The organism is Thalassoroseus sp. (genome assembly GCF_984380535.1).
The window spans coordinates 41,119-57,051 of sequence record NZ_CFHRBF010000017.1 but is presented as its reverse complement, the minus strand read 5'-3'; the positions used below and the strand labels follow the sequence as shown (position 1 = coordinate 57,051).

Genomic DNA, 15,933 nt, shown 5'->3' with positions numbered 1-15,933 from the left:
GAACTTCTCGGTTGGACCAAGGAAAACTTGTAAGCAGTTTTCTGCACACGTATTCTCGTACAAGGTGGCCCAAGGTTTGAGAGCGTCGCCTTGCTGCAAAGACGGTAGTCGGGTGATCGGGCATCTTTGTGACACGCCAAGGTGTGCGAATCCAGGTCATCTAGTACTTCAGACTTAGGCGGAGAAAATTAAGCGAAGGGACATGCATTGGAAATGCGTGTCGAGGTTCTCGAAACGCGAGTGCTAAGCTAAATGAGGAGGATGTCGATAAGATTCTCAAGTCATTCAATCAGGGGCAACGTCCTGTTGAAATGGCAAAAGCGTTTGGCGTGCGTCGAACAGCAATCGATAGTATAGTCAAAGGTCGAACGTGGAAGCACCTTAATCTTCAGACGCTTTCTATATGATTGGCAAAGTGCTGACGAATGCGTAGCATGAATAGGCAGCGTTAGTGTGATCGCGCCAACAAGTTAGTTGAACCAAGAAACGCCCCGGCCAGGATTCCTTGGCCGGGGCGTTTTCGTTTACGACGTGGCTTGTTCCAGCGCTGCCCGCATTTCGGGTGATTCCAATTTCACTTGCTTGTAGACCTTCATCACCATTTGCAGGTCTTTGTGTCCCATCAGGTCTGCCACTTTTACGGGGTCCAATCCTTTACGAAGTGCGTCGGTGCAAAACGTGAAACGGATCGTGTAGGCTGAGAAATCAAGGCCTGTTTTCCTCTGCAAACGGCTAAAGCGATTGCAAATCGAATACGTCTTCCAGGGTTTTTTTTGCGAGTTCCGAAGCAGAGGGCCAGTCGGATACTGATCAATCAACCGCTCAACGATTTCTTTTGCGGTACTATTGAGAAGGATTCGACGATTCTTGAACTTTCCCTTCTCGCGATTTCCCCAGAATATCAAGCCGTTGACCCGGTCGTAATTCTTTGCGGTCATCCAACGAGCTTCTACCGGTCGGCAGCCGGTATTCTTCATAAACACCACGAAGTCCAGAAAAGTATCGTCTTTGGCTATATGCCTGAAGATAACTTCCCAATTCTCCGGTTCAATATATGTCTGTCGCGGTTCGTAGGTCGGCCGCTCTACTCCCTTGCATGGGTTAGTAATTTGGATACGGCCGCCCTTTATTCCCCAGTTGAACATTCGGGAGATGGCTCGGATCGCCCCATTCTTCGTGTTGGGTGAAGCTTTCGGGAAATCTCTACGAATCCAATCGGTAATCATATGCGGTTTGACTTCGGCTACTCGCAGCGTTCGTTTGTCGGCAATAAACTTCTCAACGTATCGCTCGTAGAACTCATGGGTTCGAATCTCAGCATGCTCATATGATTCGAGAAATATTCTTGCAAGGTATCCAACCGTGATTTCACAGTCGGGAGTGGACGATGCCTCTGCCTCTGCCATTAGTAGGTGGTATGTGCGATTTGCCTCAGATTCTTCCTGTCCAAGGTTATGCCGCTTTCCGTGAATTGTGACCATGAACGCGTTCTTGCTGGGATACCATTTTACTTGTGGTGGTCGCCCCATTGCCATTTCGTGCTTCTCCCGTCTACAAAAAGTCGTTTGTTCTGAGCTTCTATTTAAAGTGCGAATCGATAAGTGGAAATCTCGACGTCAGTGTCTGTGAATTCTGTACCCGATTCTGTACTTCTTAAAAGAGCACTGTCCGGTCACCTCGGCACAAGTTGTTACCAGGGAATGATTTGCGAAGTGTCCAAAGTTGTCCAAGAAACGTGCTCATAATCCGTTGGTTGCCAGTTCGAGTCTGGCCGGCCCTATTTTCATTTTCACTGGGGACTTGCGGTCCAAACCCTTGTTGTTCTTGGGTTTGGGCCGTTTTTCGTGTGATTGTTCAGACGGCGGATTCTTGGCTGTTTCAGACGCGGGAGGACGTGGCCGGGGCTTGGCACCTTCTTGTTGTGATTGTTTGGGCGTTGAGTTTGGTGTGTCTTTTTGCTTGCATGGCAATCGGCATGCTTTTCCTAAACTTCTCGCAACTAGGGTTCGATAGAGGTATTGGAGGATTGCGCCGGTCGTGAGGGCTGTAGCGATTTCAACCCTTCCTGTCGGGGAGTCGCCCTGGTTTTGAGGTCCATTTATGTCCAAGAGCTACGGCCAAGCGACCCGGCAGACTGCTGAAGCTGCCCGTTTCGGCGTGTCGTGGGGAAGGACGAGCATCCTCTGCAGTGTGATCGTGGCTGCGATTGTCGCATCATTGGGCTGCCAAATGCCGGAAGTCTGTTCACGACGGCATGTTGTGGATGCGGAATTAGCGATGCGGAATGGTACTGGGCTTGGTCCGGTGACGGCTCCCGGCACATCGGTGATTCCCGAAACGGTCACCATTTCCGATGGCGTGACTGCGGATGAAGCTGTAACGGTGGCTTTGTGGAATAACGCTGCATTTCAGGAGTCGCTAGCAGCACTCGGAGTTTCGCGCGCTCAATTGCTGGCGGCGGGATTGCTACCCGATCCCCAAGTTCAGATCTTCTTCCCGGTCGGGCCGAAACAGTTTGAGTTGACGGGATATCAGGCGATCGACGCTCTTTGGCTGCGTCCGATACGCGAGCGAGCCGCCGAACTCGATCTCATGCGAGTTGCAGATCAGATGGTGCAAAACGGGTTAAACGTGATTCGCGATGTGCGTGTGGCTCATGCCAATCTCCTGATGGCCCAGCAACAACTGGTTTTTGCGGAAGAGACGTTGGAACTGCGTCGAGAAATCGACCGTTTGGCTGGGAAGCGTTCTGATGCGGGGGCGATCAGTGAATTGGAAGCTGCCGCCCCGCATATTGATGCACTGCAAGCCGAAGCCGATCGGACTCGGGCCGTCGGGGAAGTCGCGATTGCTCAGGCGCAGTTGTTGGTGCTGATGGGGATTCAAGGCTCGGCCAGCGAAATCGTTGCCGTCGGGCTACCTCTTGGGTCACTGCAAGTACCGGCTGCCGAGGAAATGTTAGCCGAAGCATTTGCCGTTCGACCGGATCTTCGAGCGGCGGAACTGAATGTTCAAGCGGCCCAGGAACGTTTGGAATTGGCGAAATGTCAGTGGTTCACGTTCGACGGCATCCTCGACATGAATAGTCAGGGATTCGAAGGCTACGAGGCAGGACCCGGGACGCGGTTCACGATTCCGATCTTCAATCGCAACCGAGGAAACATTGCGATCGCCGAGGCGGATCTGAACACCGCTCAACGACAATACGTGACCGTGCGAGACCAAATCCGTAACGACGTTCTGACGTCACACGCCAGATTAATGCAAGCCGCCCGCAATCTGTCGGACGTGCAAACAAAGATCCTACCGGCTACGCAGGATGCATCGGACTTAGCGCGTAAGAACTATGAGCGCGGAGGGACGTCCTACCTGTTGACGCTGCAGACGTTGGGACAGTATCTGACCGCACGTGGGCAAGAAATCGTGTTGGCTGGCGATGTTCGCCGGGCTCTTGCGGAGTTGGAACGAAGCGTGGGCCACCAAGTGGAATGCGTCGGCAGCGTGGAACTCGATCTCCCTTACTTGCCGTCTCCCGAAGAGTTGGCTCCGCTTCCCGCGCAAGATAGTATTAGCCCGCAGACCACTCTCCGCAAACTACCCGCGTGTCGACCGGTTTCGTGTCAAGCTCCTGTCCCATCCGGCGATTGCAAACCTTGACTGGCTGACTTCGACACGTTTTCATGCGGACCGACACTGACGACCTGCTTCCGCTCAACTCTTGCCACACGATGGAGGTCCGATTCTGATGTCCAATTGCATTTTTCAATGGATCGGTGGACTGACTCTCATCGGGTGTATTTGTGGTTGCGGCGGGAATCCGTCGGGCTCGTCGACGAAGTCAAAGTCGCCTGCGAAGATCGAAGCGCACCCTGATGAGCGGGATATCTATCGCATCACGCTGACCGAACAAGCGGAGTCGCGACTGGGGATCAAAACGGTTCCCGTTGCTCGCAAAACAATCGGTCGGCAACGGACAATCGGTGGCGAAGTGATGCTTCCCGACGGAGCCGCTTTGATTGTGACAGCACCAGTCGCGGGCACTGTGGAATTGAGATCACGTGACTCGGAACACAACGCCCCTCGACCTGGCACGTGGATTGAAACCGGCGAGTCCGTTGTAAGCATCAAGCCGCTGCTTTCTCCCGAACGTGACGTTCTTACACCGGCTGAACGAGTGCAAGTGGCGAATGCCCAAGTTGCGTTGATCTCGGCCAAGGTCGCGGCTCAGGGGGATATGAAGACGGCCGAAGCTGAGGTCGAGGCCGCCAAAATCGCGTTGCGACGGGCCCAACAACTCCTGCAAGACCGCGCTGGCAGCGCTAAGGAAGTCGATGATGCCTTGGCACGCGTTGCGGTGGCGGAGGAATCGTTGAAAGCGGCCAAGCAGCGGGTGGATTCACTCAGCGGCATCAGCTTGCAAAATGGAACGAGTCCAAAAAACTCAGCGGCCGACAGAAACGCCCAGCCAATTCCTATTCGAGTTCCGCATGCTGGTGTCTTGCGGAACTTAGCAGTTGCGGACGGTCAATATGTAACCGCGGGCACGACGCTTTTCGAAATCATCGACTTGGAAACACTGTGGGTTCGCGTGCCGGTTTATGTCGGGCTGTTGGATCAGATTTCCCCTGATACGTCGATTCGAATTCGTTCGGTCGATCAATCTGCCTCTAAGGAATCGGTGTCTGCCAAGTCTGTGATGGCTCCGCCCTCTGCCGACCCGATTGCCGCCACTGCCGACTTGTACTTTTCTGTGAACAACGCCGGTCAGCGGTTTCGTCCCGGCGAACGCGTGCTTGCAAGTTTGCCGTTGGGGACTGAGGAGTCTCGGTTGGTTGTGCCTCGAACCGCGGTGCTGCGTGATATCCAGGGAACGACTTGGGTCTACGTCCGCTCGGGGCCACAACAATTTCGCCGCGAGCGGATTTTGGTTGACTTCACAACCGAGACCGAAGCGGTCTTGGAGTACGGTCCGGCTGTTGGCACGGAAGTTGTCACAGACGGAACGGCCGAACTGTTCGGTACTGAATTCGGAGCGAAAAAATGACATGGTTGGTCTCGACTTCGCTCAGACTTCGTGTACTGGTGCTCGCGGCGGCCGTTGTGCTGATTGTCGTCGGCATTCGGACCGCCGATGAAATCCCGCTCGACGTGTTCCCTGAGTTCGCTCCACCATTGGTGGAAATTCAAACGGAAGCGCCGGGTCTCTCCACGACGGAAGTCGAAAGCCTCGTCACTGTGCCGATCGAGAACTCCCTGAACGGGATTCCGTACGTGCAAACGGTGCGTTCGAATTCGGTGTTGGGGTTGTCGTCGGTTCGGTTGATCTTCGCTCAAGGCACTGATCTTCTGACGGCTCGTCAATTGGTTCAGGAACGGTTGGCCCTTAGCGCTCCGCGTCTGCCATCGGTCGTCAAACCCCCCGTCATTCTGCCGCCGCTCTCTTCGTTGAGTCGGGCGATGAAGATCGGGTTGTCATCGGAGACCGTCCCCCAGATGGATTTGACGGTCCTTTCGAAATGGACGATTCGCCCACGATTGATGTCAATTGAAGGCGTGGCGAATGTCGCAATCTGGGGCGACTACGATCGGCAGTTCCAAGTGCTGGTCGATCCCGATCGGCTGAGGTCGAACAATCTCACGCTGGATACCGTCGTGCAATCGGTGCAGCGATCGACGGCGGTGGGTTCCGGTGGTTTTGTCGATACACCCAACCAACGGCTGGCGATTCGACACGTCGCTCCGATTACGGACACCGATGATCTCTCGGACACAGTTGTCGCCCATCGCAACAATGCCCCGGTGTTACTTGGTGAGGTGGCGGATGTTCGCATCGGCTCGCCGCCGCCGATTGGGGACGCGATTATCAACGACGGTCCCGGCATCATGCTGATCGTCGAAAAGCAACCATGGGCGAACACGTTAGACGTCACGCGGAACGTCGAAGCGGCGATGAAGGCTCTCGGACCGGCGCTGACCGATGTGGAAGTCGACACCACGATCTTCCGACCGGCCACGTTTATCGAACGGGCATTGGAGAATCTCTCCCAGTCGCTGCTAATCGGCTGCGTCTTGGTGATTGTCGTTCTCACACTGTTCCTGTTTGATTGGCGAGCTGCATTGATTAGCAGCTTGGCGATTCCGCTTTCACTCACTGCTGCTGCGTTGATTCTGTATTACCGTGGCCAAACGATTAACACGATGGTGTTAGCCGGATTGATTATCGCACTCGGTGAGGTGGTGGATGATGCCATCATCGATGTAGAAAACATCCTGCGTCGGTTGCGATTGAACGCCGAGTTGCCTCAACCGAAATCTGCATTTCGCGTAGTGTTCGATGCCTCCCTCGAAGTCCGCAGCGCAGTCGTGTACGCCACCATGATTGTGGTGCTCACGTTATTGCCGGTGTTTTTTCTGGAGGGTTTGGCTGGTTCGTTCTTCCGCCCGCTCGCCGGAGCGTATGTCTTGGCGATTCTAGCGTCGCTGGGCGTTGCGTTGACGGTTACGCCGGCCCTTTCACTGATGTTGCTGCCCAAGGCCGCTCGTCGCGATCGTGAATCGCCACTAACCAGACTGCTCAAAGGTGGCTACCGACGTATCCTCCCATTGTTGATCGGCCAACCGTGGTTGGTGCTAGGTGCGTCGACGGTATTGTTTGTCGCAGCCGGATTCGGAGTCACGCAGTTGGGCGAAGAGTTGATGCCCAAGTTCAAAGAGACCGACTTCCTAATGCACTGGGTCGAAAAACCCGGAATCGGCATTGATGCCATGAATCGGATCACAATCCGAGCCAGCGAAGAATTGCGATCCATCAAAGGAGTTCGCAACTTCGGTGCACACATCGGTCGGGCGGAAGTTGCGGATGAGGTGGTCGGTCCTAACTTCACCGAACTTTGGATCAGCATCGACGAAGACGTGCCTTACGAGGAAACCGTTGCGGAGGTGCAGGAAGTCGTCGATGGATATCCCGGTTTATACCGTGACCTGTTGACCTACCTGACCGAGCGGATCAAAGAAGTACTGACCGGTGCCAGCGGTGCGATTGTCGTGCGGATCTACGGTCCGGATTTGGAGACGCTCCGCGAGAAAGCCGACGAAGTGGAAGCAGTGATGAAGACGGTCGAAGGCGTGACGAACCTCAAAGTCGAGCAGCAAGTGCTGGTCCCGCAAGTTCAAGTGAGATTCCGCCCGGAAGCCGCCGCTGTGTTCGGGCTGACCCCTGGCGATGTCATCAGTGCCACGTCCACCCTAGTCAACGGCACTCGCGTGGGCGAAGTCTACGAGGAACAAAAAATCTACGGTGTGGTTGTGTGGGGGACCGAGTCGGTCCGACGGGACATTGACGCGCTCAGGGAATTGCTCATTGATACACCTTCGGGAGCACAAGTTCCTTTAAGCGATGTCGCCGACATCTCGATACGGCCGGCACCCAACTCGATCAAACGCGAAGGTGCATCCCGGCGGATTGATGTGATCTGCAATGTCGACGGTCGCGATTTGGGCAGCGTAGCGGAAGACGTCGAAAAGACGGTCGTCAGCCAAGTCCAATTCGGCCAGGGCTACCATCCGGAGTTCCTCGGCGAATACGCGGAAGCCCAGGCGTCTCGACAACGATTGCTCATTCTTTCGATCGGCTCACTAATTGGAATTCTGTTGTTGCTCTATGTGGATTTCCAAAGCGTGCGGTTGGTCATGCTAATTTTTATGGCGCTCCCGTTTGCGCTCATTGGTGGCGTCGGAGGGGCGTTCATCGCGGGTGGAGTAATCTCGCTGGGTTCGCTGATCGGCTTCGTGACCGTATTGGGAGTGGCAGCTCGCAACGGCATTATGCTCATCGAACACTATCGACACTTGCGTTGGCAAGAAGGTATGCCGTTCGGTCGGGAGTTGGTGCTACGAGGGGCCGAAGAACGGCTCCCGCCGATTCTGATGACCGCTCTCACCACCGGCTTGGCACTCATACCGTTGATCATCAGTGGCAATCTGCCTGGTCATGAAATTGAGTACCCGATGGCCTTCGTGATTCTCGGCGGCCTGACGACGTCGACGCTGCTCAATCTGCTCGTCATCCCGCCCTTGTTCCTACGCTTCGCCGGTCCCGCCATGCAAAAACCGCCGGAATCGATCGACGTTTAAGACAAATCGCTAACAACGAATCATCGCAGCCATCAATCGCAACATGGCGTGCTACTCAAGGGTTCGAAGCGCCGTGCAAATGACTCGCGATGCGAAGATCCACCCGCTAGATCGGCACAAGTGATTGTCATCTCACGAAATGCGAGATAGAGGTCATGGATCTCGTTTGACAACACGGACGAGTCCCAGTGCAAGATGTCGTTGGTGGACTCTAACGCCCATCGACTTACACGACTGCGATGACGACTCTCCGGATACTGAAGTCCAACAGGCCAGCTAGTCTTCGAACTTTGAGCAATCAGGAAGACTCCACTACTCGTTCGAATTCTGATCCATAGGTTCAAAGTGTAATGGTTCTCAAGAAGCTATGAAACACTTTGAGATGATGGAGATCAAGAGTGGTTGCATATCGATTTGAGTCAACAATCTTAGTCGATACCGTCGCCTCAATTTCTGATGAGCCGACGACTACTAAGTCCATCCTGTCGGCGACGATCCCCTAGTGATTAGAACTCACGGCTAGTATGTTAGCAAGGCGTTTGGCCACGACTTGGGAGAGTTTCGTTGGGGCTTCGAACGTTCTAAACTTGTGTGTCAACGATGATCGCTCGATTCATTTAGGCAGTTGATGGATCGACCCTGCGAATCTTCGTTTTGTTTCCGAAAGCGTCGATGGCGACATAGGTAAAGTCGGCTTCGGTGACCATGAACCGTGGGCAAACGAACTCTTCCTGTCTGAGGACGGGCTTTACCCAGACTTCCAAATGAATTGTGATTGAGGTATTGCCGACCCGTTGGACAGCACCGTAACAACAAACGACATCGCCAATTTTGACGGGTTTGTGAAAACGCATCGCCTCGACTGCCACTGTCACCATTCGTGGATGGTTGGCAGCTTCCTTGGAAAGAATGCCTCCCGCAATATCCATCTGCGACATGATCCAGCCGCCGAAGATGTCGCCGTTGGGATTGGTATCAGCAGGCATGGCAAGCGTTCTCAGTACGAGTTCCCCACTCGGAACGAGACAGTCTTCAACATTGTCGGTCATGATACGACTCTACTCTCCGATGACAGGTAATGTCGGTGGCGACTCACGACCGATCGTAAGACAATCAGAACGCCTTATCAATGGTCCAGCCGATGTCAATTCCTCATCGTGTTGCTCGGACCCGCTGTCATTCAATCCATTTTGAAATCTGTCTGTATCAGAATGGATTCTAAACTAGGCAGATCAGCGACTAAATGCATACGAGAGCTTAGCCATTAACGTCGAATCACAAGCCGGTGTTTTACTTCGTTGATCTGTTCAAAATTTCGTCGAGCGAAGCGGCAATCTTCGGATGTTTTAAGTAAGGATCTTGATTAACCTTTCCGTATTTGAGCAAAGCTTGTGCAAGACGTTTTGAGATGGGTTTAGATGCCGGCTTGCTATAAAAGTTCTGTAGTTCGTCGGGGTCTTGCTGGGCATCAAATAGCCAGGGGGAATCGTTGACGGAGATGATCAGCTTATACTGTGCGTCCACGGCGGCTACCCACTGAGCACTTTGCCCGGCATTACGCAGAATTGTCACTCGTGGTCCTTCGCTATTGTTGCGCACTTCTGTTGAATGACTTAGCTCGACCGACAGATTCCGGCCTTGATCTTTAGGGTCGCTAGGCAAGTTCAACAGTCCTATGACTGTTGGAGTCAAATCGACAGTGCCAACTGGTTGTGTATAGACTTGCCCTTTCTCGATTCGTTCGGGGTACCGCAGAATCATTGGCACCCGGGCTGATCCCTCATAGGGGTTTCCTTTGTTTTGCCGATCGTGTTCATAACATAGGTCCCCATGATCACTCGTCATGATGACGAGTGTTTCGTCGAGTTGGTCCGTTTCTTCCAGCTGACTAAGCAACCGACCGATATTGTCGTCAAGACACTTCACCATGCCGAAGTATCTTGACATGTCATCGCCCCGAAACTTCGGGTGGTTCTTCGGGCCGCCTAGCCACTTGGGTTTAGGACTGCCGCTGAGGTAGGTTCTCGGGGGCATGAAAGGAAGCTCGTCAAATTGATGATCGTAAGGCGGGCGTACTGTGTTCGGGCCATGTGGGTCTGGATAGCTGATCACCGCGAAAAATGGACTCTTCTCATCCTGATTCGTGATGTAGTCAATCGCTCGATCAGTCAGCCAGTCCGTTGCGAACGATTTGCTGTCGGCCCCATCCAACGCATATGTCGGATTGCCATTCTTTCTTGCTCCTACCATCGGTTGCCCATCTTCCATGATGAACTTCTTCCAATGCCCACGGTTAAACATGAATTTCGTGAACTGAAATCCGCCGTCAACTTTAGGTTGCCATTCGGGTTTACCATTCCCGCCGAGATGCCATTTCCCGAAGAAGGCTGTTCGATAACCTGCATCGTTTAAACGATCTGCCAGTGTTGGCACTGAGCGATCGAGGACTCGGTTGTTCGTCGGAACGCCGACGGTATGAGGATATCTCCCGGTAATCATGGCAGCCCGGCAGGGAGAACAAACTGGCGAGGTGGCATAGGCTCGCGTGCACAAGACACCTTCCTTGGCGAGTCGGTCGAGATGAGGTGTCGAGACGACGGCTCCTAGTCCCCACATTTCCGCTTGCTCGCGTGGCATCCACTCACGATAGCATCCCAACGTCCGAAAATTATGCTCGTCCGTAATAATTAGAAGGACATTCGGGGTATCAGCTGTCACTGTGGGAGGTGATAGATTGACTAGCAAAGTGAGGAAAACAATAAGAATGAGCTTGCGGAAAAGCATGCGATGCTCCGGAATCGGGTGATATGCCTTCGAGATCTTGATTGAGAACGACGGTCAGTTCGCAGTGAGGAGAAACAGTCGCGATCTCGTCGCAGACTATCATAGGCTACTCGGTATTGCCAGTATGTTTGATGCCGCGAAGGTTGCCAAAGTACCTCCCTAGCGTTTTGGGAAGGATACAAAACCTCAATTGCCCTGTTAGCGACTGTGTTTGAAAAGCTAGTCAAATTCGATTGCGGAATCCTATGTTCTTGATGTGCGAGACAACTTGAGTCAAACCTAGTAAGAGTTGCATGGGGCATCGAACTTAATACTCATCGATTCCAGCTTTCAGCAGGTCGCGATAGAGGCGGTCAAAAATATAGGCTCCAAGTTCCAGGCCTTGTTCGATGTACCGGCGTCGCTTCTGGTCATACCATGTTGTCTCGATGACTGCAAAGAACTCTTCCGCGTGTCTGGCATCAATCTCTGCATGGAGTTTGTAGTGAACGAGGTCGTTCTCAGAAACCCAATCGCGTTGTACGACTACAGAACCGATGGTGGCAGAAACATCTGAGAATGAGTACTCGATGATTCCCATGCAGGCAATTCCGACTTCCAATTCGTCGAGCATACAAGCGGCGTTCAAAGTGTTGTTGAATGCATGCACGGCCGGCTCGATCGTGGAGTGACCGACGAGTTCGACGTCGCTGCCAATCGTACTGAGAAACTCACGAAAGGTTGTTTGGTGGAACGCGCTTTCATTAAAGTCGCCATGCTCTTCAACTAAGTTGTGAAGAATCTCGAGTCGCTGTTGTGGTTCAGGAATTCGGGCGACTAACGCCGCCATTGGCCGCGGAAAGAATTGCACTGCAAACTGAAACTGTTCCTGCGTCCTTCGGAAGAGGTCGAGCGACATGTCTTCATTCAAGAGTGTTTCGAAGTAAGGGTTTTCGAGCAATCGAGTGTTACGTAGAACGGCGTCTGCACGAGCGGTGACTTGTGGAGCACGAGTTGTTGTCATCATGGTTTAGATCTCCGAAGTGTTAAGGTACCAACGTTTATCGGGTTCTAAAGCCACGCCAAAGACGGTGGCTGAGGTGATAGTCGCTTCGTTTTTCTCTAGCATCTGTTGAAAGTACGTAGCATCTTCGTACGGAATAGCTGCGAATAATCCCGTTGCGTGGTCGTCGGTTGAGTAGGTGGCGGCTTGTCGGAATAGCTCGACGCCCTCACGAGGCGATTGATAGGCGAAGTAAGAGAGATGTGCGCTTCGGAGTTCGAGTCCGTCGCTAGTTATTAATCGTTTGGCTCTTCGGGTGTCTTCTAAGCATCCGCATGCTAGGCCGTTAGGCTTCATTAGCCAGGTTGGCGGTGTTTCTGATCGTTCTTCGATACGACCGTCAGAACAAAAGTACCCGTCAGCGCTCAGGTTTTTATAACAGCTAATTGCTTGTTCTGGCGTTGCTATCCATTCGCAATTGGGGGAATTGTTTTGTTGCGAGGCAAGTCGTCGCAGGATTGCGATACTTCCAAATTTTGAGAATCGAGGAATACCCAGCCGGCCGGTATAAGACGCGGGTGTGTATGCAGTTCCGTCCATGACCACTGCGTATGCCGCCGTTACAGGCGAATGAGCACGATAGTGATCAGTCCAGCAACGAACGGCATCTGCTAGACGTAGCAAGATCTTGCCTCGTCTCATAGCCGGGTCGATCTTCAAGTCACCGAAGTATACGGCCGTGTGTTGATCTCCTGTGGGCGTTGTTAGTTGGCGAATGCTTGCAGCTAGTACGCCAGCGATTCGACCGTTCGACTCTGCGACGAAACAGACTCCGTTGCCCATCGCCCGGAAGAATCGTGGATAGTCCTCGCCGTGTGAGATGCGAAAGGTCTGTCCTTCCCCGAGCGAGTAGGTGAATTGTTCTTCGAATCGTGTCAATGCATCTGATATAGGTTCTGAAGGCGGATCACAAAGCTGGTGGACGATCATCGTTTCGTCCCCCAGTGGAGTTGGCGATAAAAGAAACTCCGGTCAGTTGCGTGCAGCTTACTCGCCTTTGATGTGTGCCATTCAAAGGGGCTATCGAGATCGCGAATTCTCAGTGCGGAATTCAACTGGCGAATGAGCACCGAACCACCTGGTCGTAACGCGTGCCAGGCTGCCTCCAGTGTCAGCTTGGCCTCGGTCGCCGGTAGCCAATCGAGAATGTTCGAAAGATGGACGAAGTCGTATTCATTTGCCGTTCTAAACAATGCTTGGGTCATTGAACTATTGCACCATGTAACTTCTGGCAAGGCAGTCGGAATAGTTTTTTGGTGCCAAGGAACTTCATGGCCAACAGGATAAAGTCCGGCTAACATTTGCCAGAGATAGGGATTGCTGGCGGCCGGTAATTTGGACAGCACATGTCGAAGTCGTTTCAAGAAATGCTGTGAGAACGGTACAAGAGTGTTTTGAGTGGCTTCTAAACCAAATAGTTTGACCAGATTTTCTCGAGCGAAGACCGTGTGGAAAGCCATTTCAATCCGTTGCCAAAGAGGTGACGATCTCACGATTCGATCGGCTTGGTCGGCTGGGTTGTTCAGTCGAAGTATCGTCTCAATCTCGTGGCTGTCGTCGCTTAGTTCGTCGCGCAAAGCTGCGAAGACGCATTCGTATCGACCGGCATAGTCTGGTCCGATACGGGCAACTAGTGACAACGGACCGAGCGTGTCGGTTGGTAGTTCGAGATCCGATAATGTCCGTTCCAGCCATGTTCGCCGATCTTTCGGTGTCATCGGCTTGTGGCCGAGTATCTCTAGTCGTGTAGTCGGATCGACCGTTGCTAAGAGCTGAAGTTTGAGTCGTGATAAAGCCAGTTGCGACGGATTCGGGTCGACCAAATGGATTCGCCTGACGTTCGGTGTTGCAGCCAAGTGAGCCGCGGTGCAGCCCCCGGAAGCGACCATCACCACATCGACCGGTCGCTTGGTTTGTTCGACAACCCATGAATCGATTCGAGAATCTTCACGAACCTGAGCGAACGTGACAGGGAGCGTCGCGGCTTCGATCGCCCATGGTGCAACTGGGACTTTCTCTTTGTGAGCGGAAATCGGCCAAGCATTCATTTGTATGTTCCCCGTGGTCGTCAGGATTGGCGATGGTTTGAAACGAGTAGCGGTCATGGTGCGAATTCGGAGGCTCCAATACGGTTTCCGGACAGGCAGCCCTTAGGCGATTTGCGTGCCAAAATTTGTGTCGATTTGCAAAGTATGTGACTGCAAAGGGTTAGATTGCGTTGCATTGGTGAGAGCGAAGTTTGCTTGGTGTTGGGGCGACATTTTTTGTAGGGTGTCCTCCAATAAAAGTCGCATGAGTTGTATCTTGGGGCGATGATGAACGGTTTGTCGCACAAAGAACGCCGCCAGGCAGAAGCCATTGCGGGGATCGGTTACTGCAATCCGTTTCTGCCGGAACGCATCGAGTTAGAACGGATCGCGCTTGGCGACGAGCATGCGGCTGGCAGAGTAGTTTTGAGTCAGCAGCCGGGTGTCTCACTCGAAGAGATATTCCCCAATCAGAGACGGCTTCGCTCGCTGGCGAAGCAGTTGACCGATCAGTTCCGCAATGCAATCGTGTCTCAAGACTCGGTCAACGAACGGGAACTACTGCTCTATCAGGACTTGGCTCTTTATCATCTCTATTCCGAATACCTGAACCCAATCGATCAGCTAACGCATCGACGCGATTTTGCGGGACCACAACCATTTCCCTTGTGGGAACAGTTTCGGCAGGATTTCGCGTATTACCTGCGTTTGCCGGATGTGAGTCTTCCGGATTCGTTTGAGCCTCAGCATGCCCTTGCCTGTTTCTTCCAGATCGAGCGAGCCTTTCATCTGATTTTCGATTTCCTGATCGGCACGTCGGTCCCGATGACTCGTCTTCGAGCGGCAGTCTGGCAGTCGATTTTTACGCACGATATGCGGCGTTACACCCGCGGTCTTTATCAGCAGATGCATACCGTTTCTACGCTGATCACCGGCCCCTCCGGCACAGGCAAGGAACTCGTCGCCCGGGCAATCGGTCTGGCGAGGTACATTGATTTCGATCCGAAATCGAAATCGTTTTCGGCTTCGAACGAATGGAATTTTCGGGCAGTCAATTTGGCAGCACTTGCGCCGACCCTCATCGAGTCCGAACTTTTCGGGCATGTCAAAGGAGCTTTTAGCGGCGCTGTCAAAGATCGATCCGGGCGACTGGAAAGTAACGATCATCGAACCACCGTGTTCCTTGATGAAGTTGGGGAACTGACCACGGAAATCCAGGTCAAGTTGCTTCGCGTTTTGCAGACGCGAGAATTCCATCGCGTCGGCGATTTTGGTAATCCGCGACAATTCCGAGGGCGACTGGTCGCTGCCACGAATCGAGACCTTGTCGCCGAGATGCAAGCAGGCAGGTTTCGAGAAGACTTCTATTTTCGAATGTGTGCCGACACCATCCACACGCCAAGTCTACGAGAGCAACTCGCCGGTCAACCGAGTGATTTAGCCCGTATCGTCCGTCATATTGTGGACGAAGTGGTTGGCGACCTGTCGGCTGAGATCGATCAACTGACGACGGAAGTCGTCGAGTGGGTGGAGTCGCACCTTGGGGCAGACTACCCCTGGCCTGGCAACATTCGTGAGTTGGAACAATGCGTTCGAAGTGTAATGATTCGAAAACACTATCAACCGCCAATTAATCGCCGGCCGACTCAGTCCACAGTTTACGAACGGTTTCTTGAAGCTTTGATGACAGGGCAATTGACCGATGAGGAACTTCAGCGTCACTACCATTCGCTAGTTTATGCCCGAACGGGAACATATCAGGCTGCCGGAAGACGACTCGGCGTCGACTGGAAGACGGTGCGAAAAAAGGTCGATCCGCAATTGGTCGCACTTTTTCAGGAAATGGATGATTCTCTCTGATCAGCCCGCCTTTGTCGAGGCAATGGTCGTAGTCCCTGAGAAACTCTTGATTGGATTAGCAGACTCATTGTGTCCACGAATAAGCTA

The 15,933-nt window shown here is 53.1% G+C and carries 10 protein-coding genes; 4 read left to right on the top strand and 6 right to left on the bottom strand.

Annotated features, from left to right (window positions below; translation table 11 throughout):
* Positions 1 to 524: 524 nt before the first annotated feature.
* Positions 525 to 1,226, bottom strand: a complete 702-nt coding sequence (locus tag AC5DDB_RS22110; protein ID WP_491741949.1) for a tyrosine-type recombinase/integrase — start codon at positions 1,224 to 1,226, stop codon at positions 525 to 527.
* An 874-nt stretch (positions 1,227 to 2,100) separates the two neighbouring features.
* Here AC5DDB_RS22110 and AC5DDB_RS22105 point away from each other — a divergent pair.
* From AC5DDB_RS22105 to AC5DDB_RS22095, 3 genes are all read left to right on the top strand, one after another.
* Positions 2,101 to 3,657, top strand: a complete 1,557-nt coding sequence (locus AC5DDB_RS22105) for a TolC family protein (protein ID WP_491741948.1) — start codon at positions 2,101 to 2,103, stop codon at positions 3,655 to 3,657.
* Positions 3,658 to 3,745: 88 nt separating this feature from the next.
* On the top strand, positions 3,746 to 5,044 hold the full coding sequence (locus tag AC5DDB_RS22100; protein WP_491741947.1) for an efflux RND transporter periplasmic adaptor subunit: 1,299 nt from the start codon (positions 3,746 to 3,748) through the stop codon (positions 5,042 to 5,044).
* Complete coding sequence (locus AC5DDB_RS22095) at positions 5,041 to 8,133, top strand: efflux RND transporter permease subunit (protein ID WP_491741946.1); 3,093 nt, start codon at positions 5,041 to 5,043, stop codon at positions 8,131 to 8,133. The genes AC5DDB_RS22100 and AC5DDB_RS22095 overlap by 4 nt, the downstream gene beginning before the upstream one ends.
* A 617-nt stretch (positions 8,134 to 8,750) precedes the next feature.
* Here the strand turns inward: AC5DDB_RS22095 and yciA are convergent.
* The 5 genes from yciA to AC5DDB_RS22070 form a co-directional block, all read right to left on the bottom strand.
* A complete protein-coding gene (gene yciA, locus AC5DDB_RS22090; protein ID WP_491741945.1) occupies positions 8,751 to 9,182 on the bottom strand; it encodes an acyl-CoA thioester hydrolase YciA in 432 nt (143 codons plus the stop codon).
* 241 nt (positions 9,183 to 9,423) lie between these two features.
* A complete protein-coding gene (locus tag AC5DDB_RS22085) occupies positions 9,424 to 10,917 on the bottom strand; it encodes a sulfatase family protein (protein ID WP_491741944.1) in 1,494 nt (497 codons plus the stop codon).
* Between the two features lie 307 nt (positions 10,918 to 11,224).
* On the bottom strand, positions 11,225 to 11,923 hold the full coding sequence (locus AC5DDB_RS22080) for an iron-containing redox enzyme family protein (protein ID WP_491741943.1): 699 nt from the start codon (positions 11,921 to 11,923) through the stop codon (positions 11,225 to 11,227).
* 3 nt (positions 11,924 to 11,926) lie between these two features.
* A complete protein-coding gene (locus AC5DDB_RS22075) occupies positions 11,927 to 12,889 on the bottom strand; it encodes a GNAT family N-acetyltransferase (protein ID WP_491741942.1) in 963 nt (320 codons plus the stop codon).
* A complete protein-coding gene (locus tag AC5DDB_RS22070; RefSeq protein ID WP_491741941.1) occupies positions 12,886 to 14,064 on the bottom strand; it encodes a DUF3419 family protein in 1,179 nt (392 codons plus the stop codon). Before AC5DDB_RS22070 ends, AC5DDB_RS22075 begins: the two co-directional genes overlap by 4 nt.
* 210 nt (positions 14,065 to 14,274) lie before the next feature.
* Here AC5DDB_RS22070 and AC5DDB_RS22065 point away from each other — a divergent pair, with 210 nt between their 5' ends.
* Complete coding sequence (locus AC5DDB_RS22065) at positions 14,275 to 15,846, top strand: sigma 54-interacting transcriptional regulator (protein ID WP_491741940.1); 1,572 nt, start codon at positions 14,275 to 14,277, stop codon at positions 15,844 to 15,846.
* Positions 15,847 to 15,933: the final 87 nt, after the last annotated feature.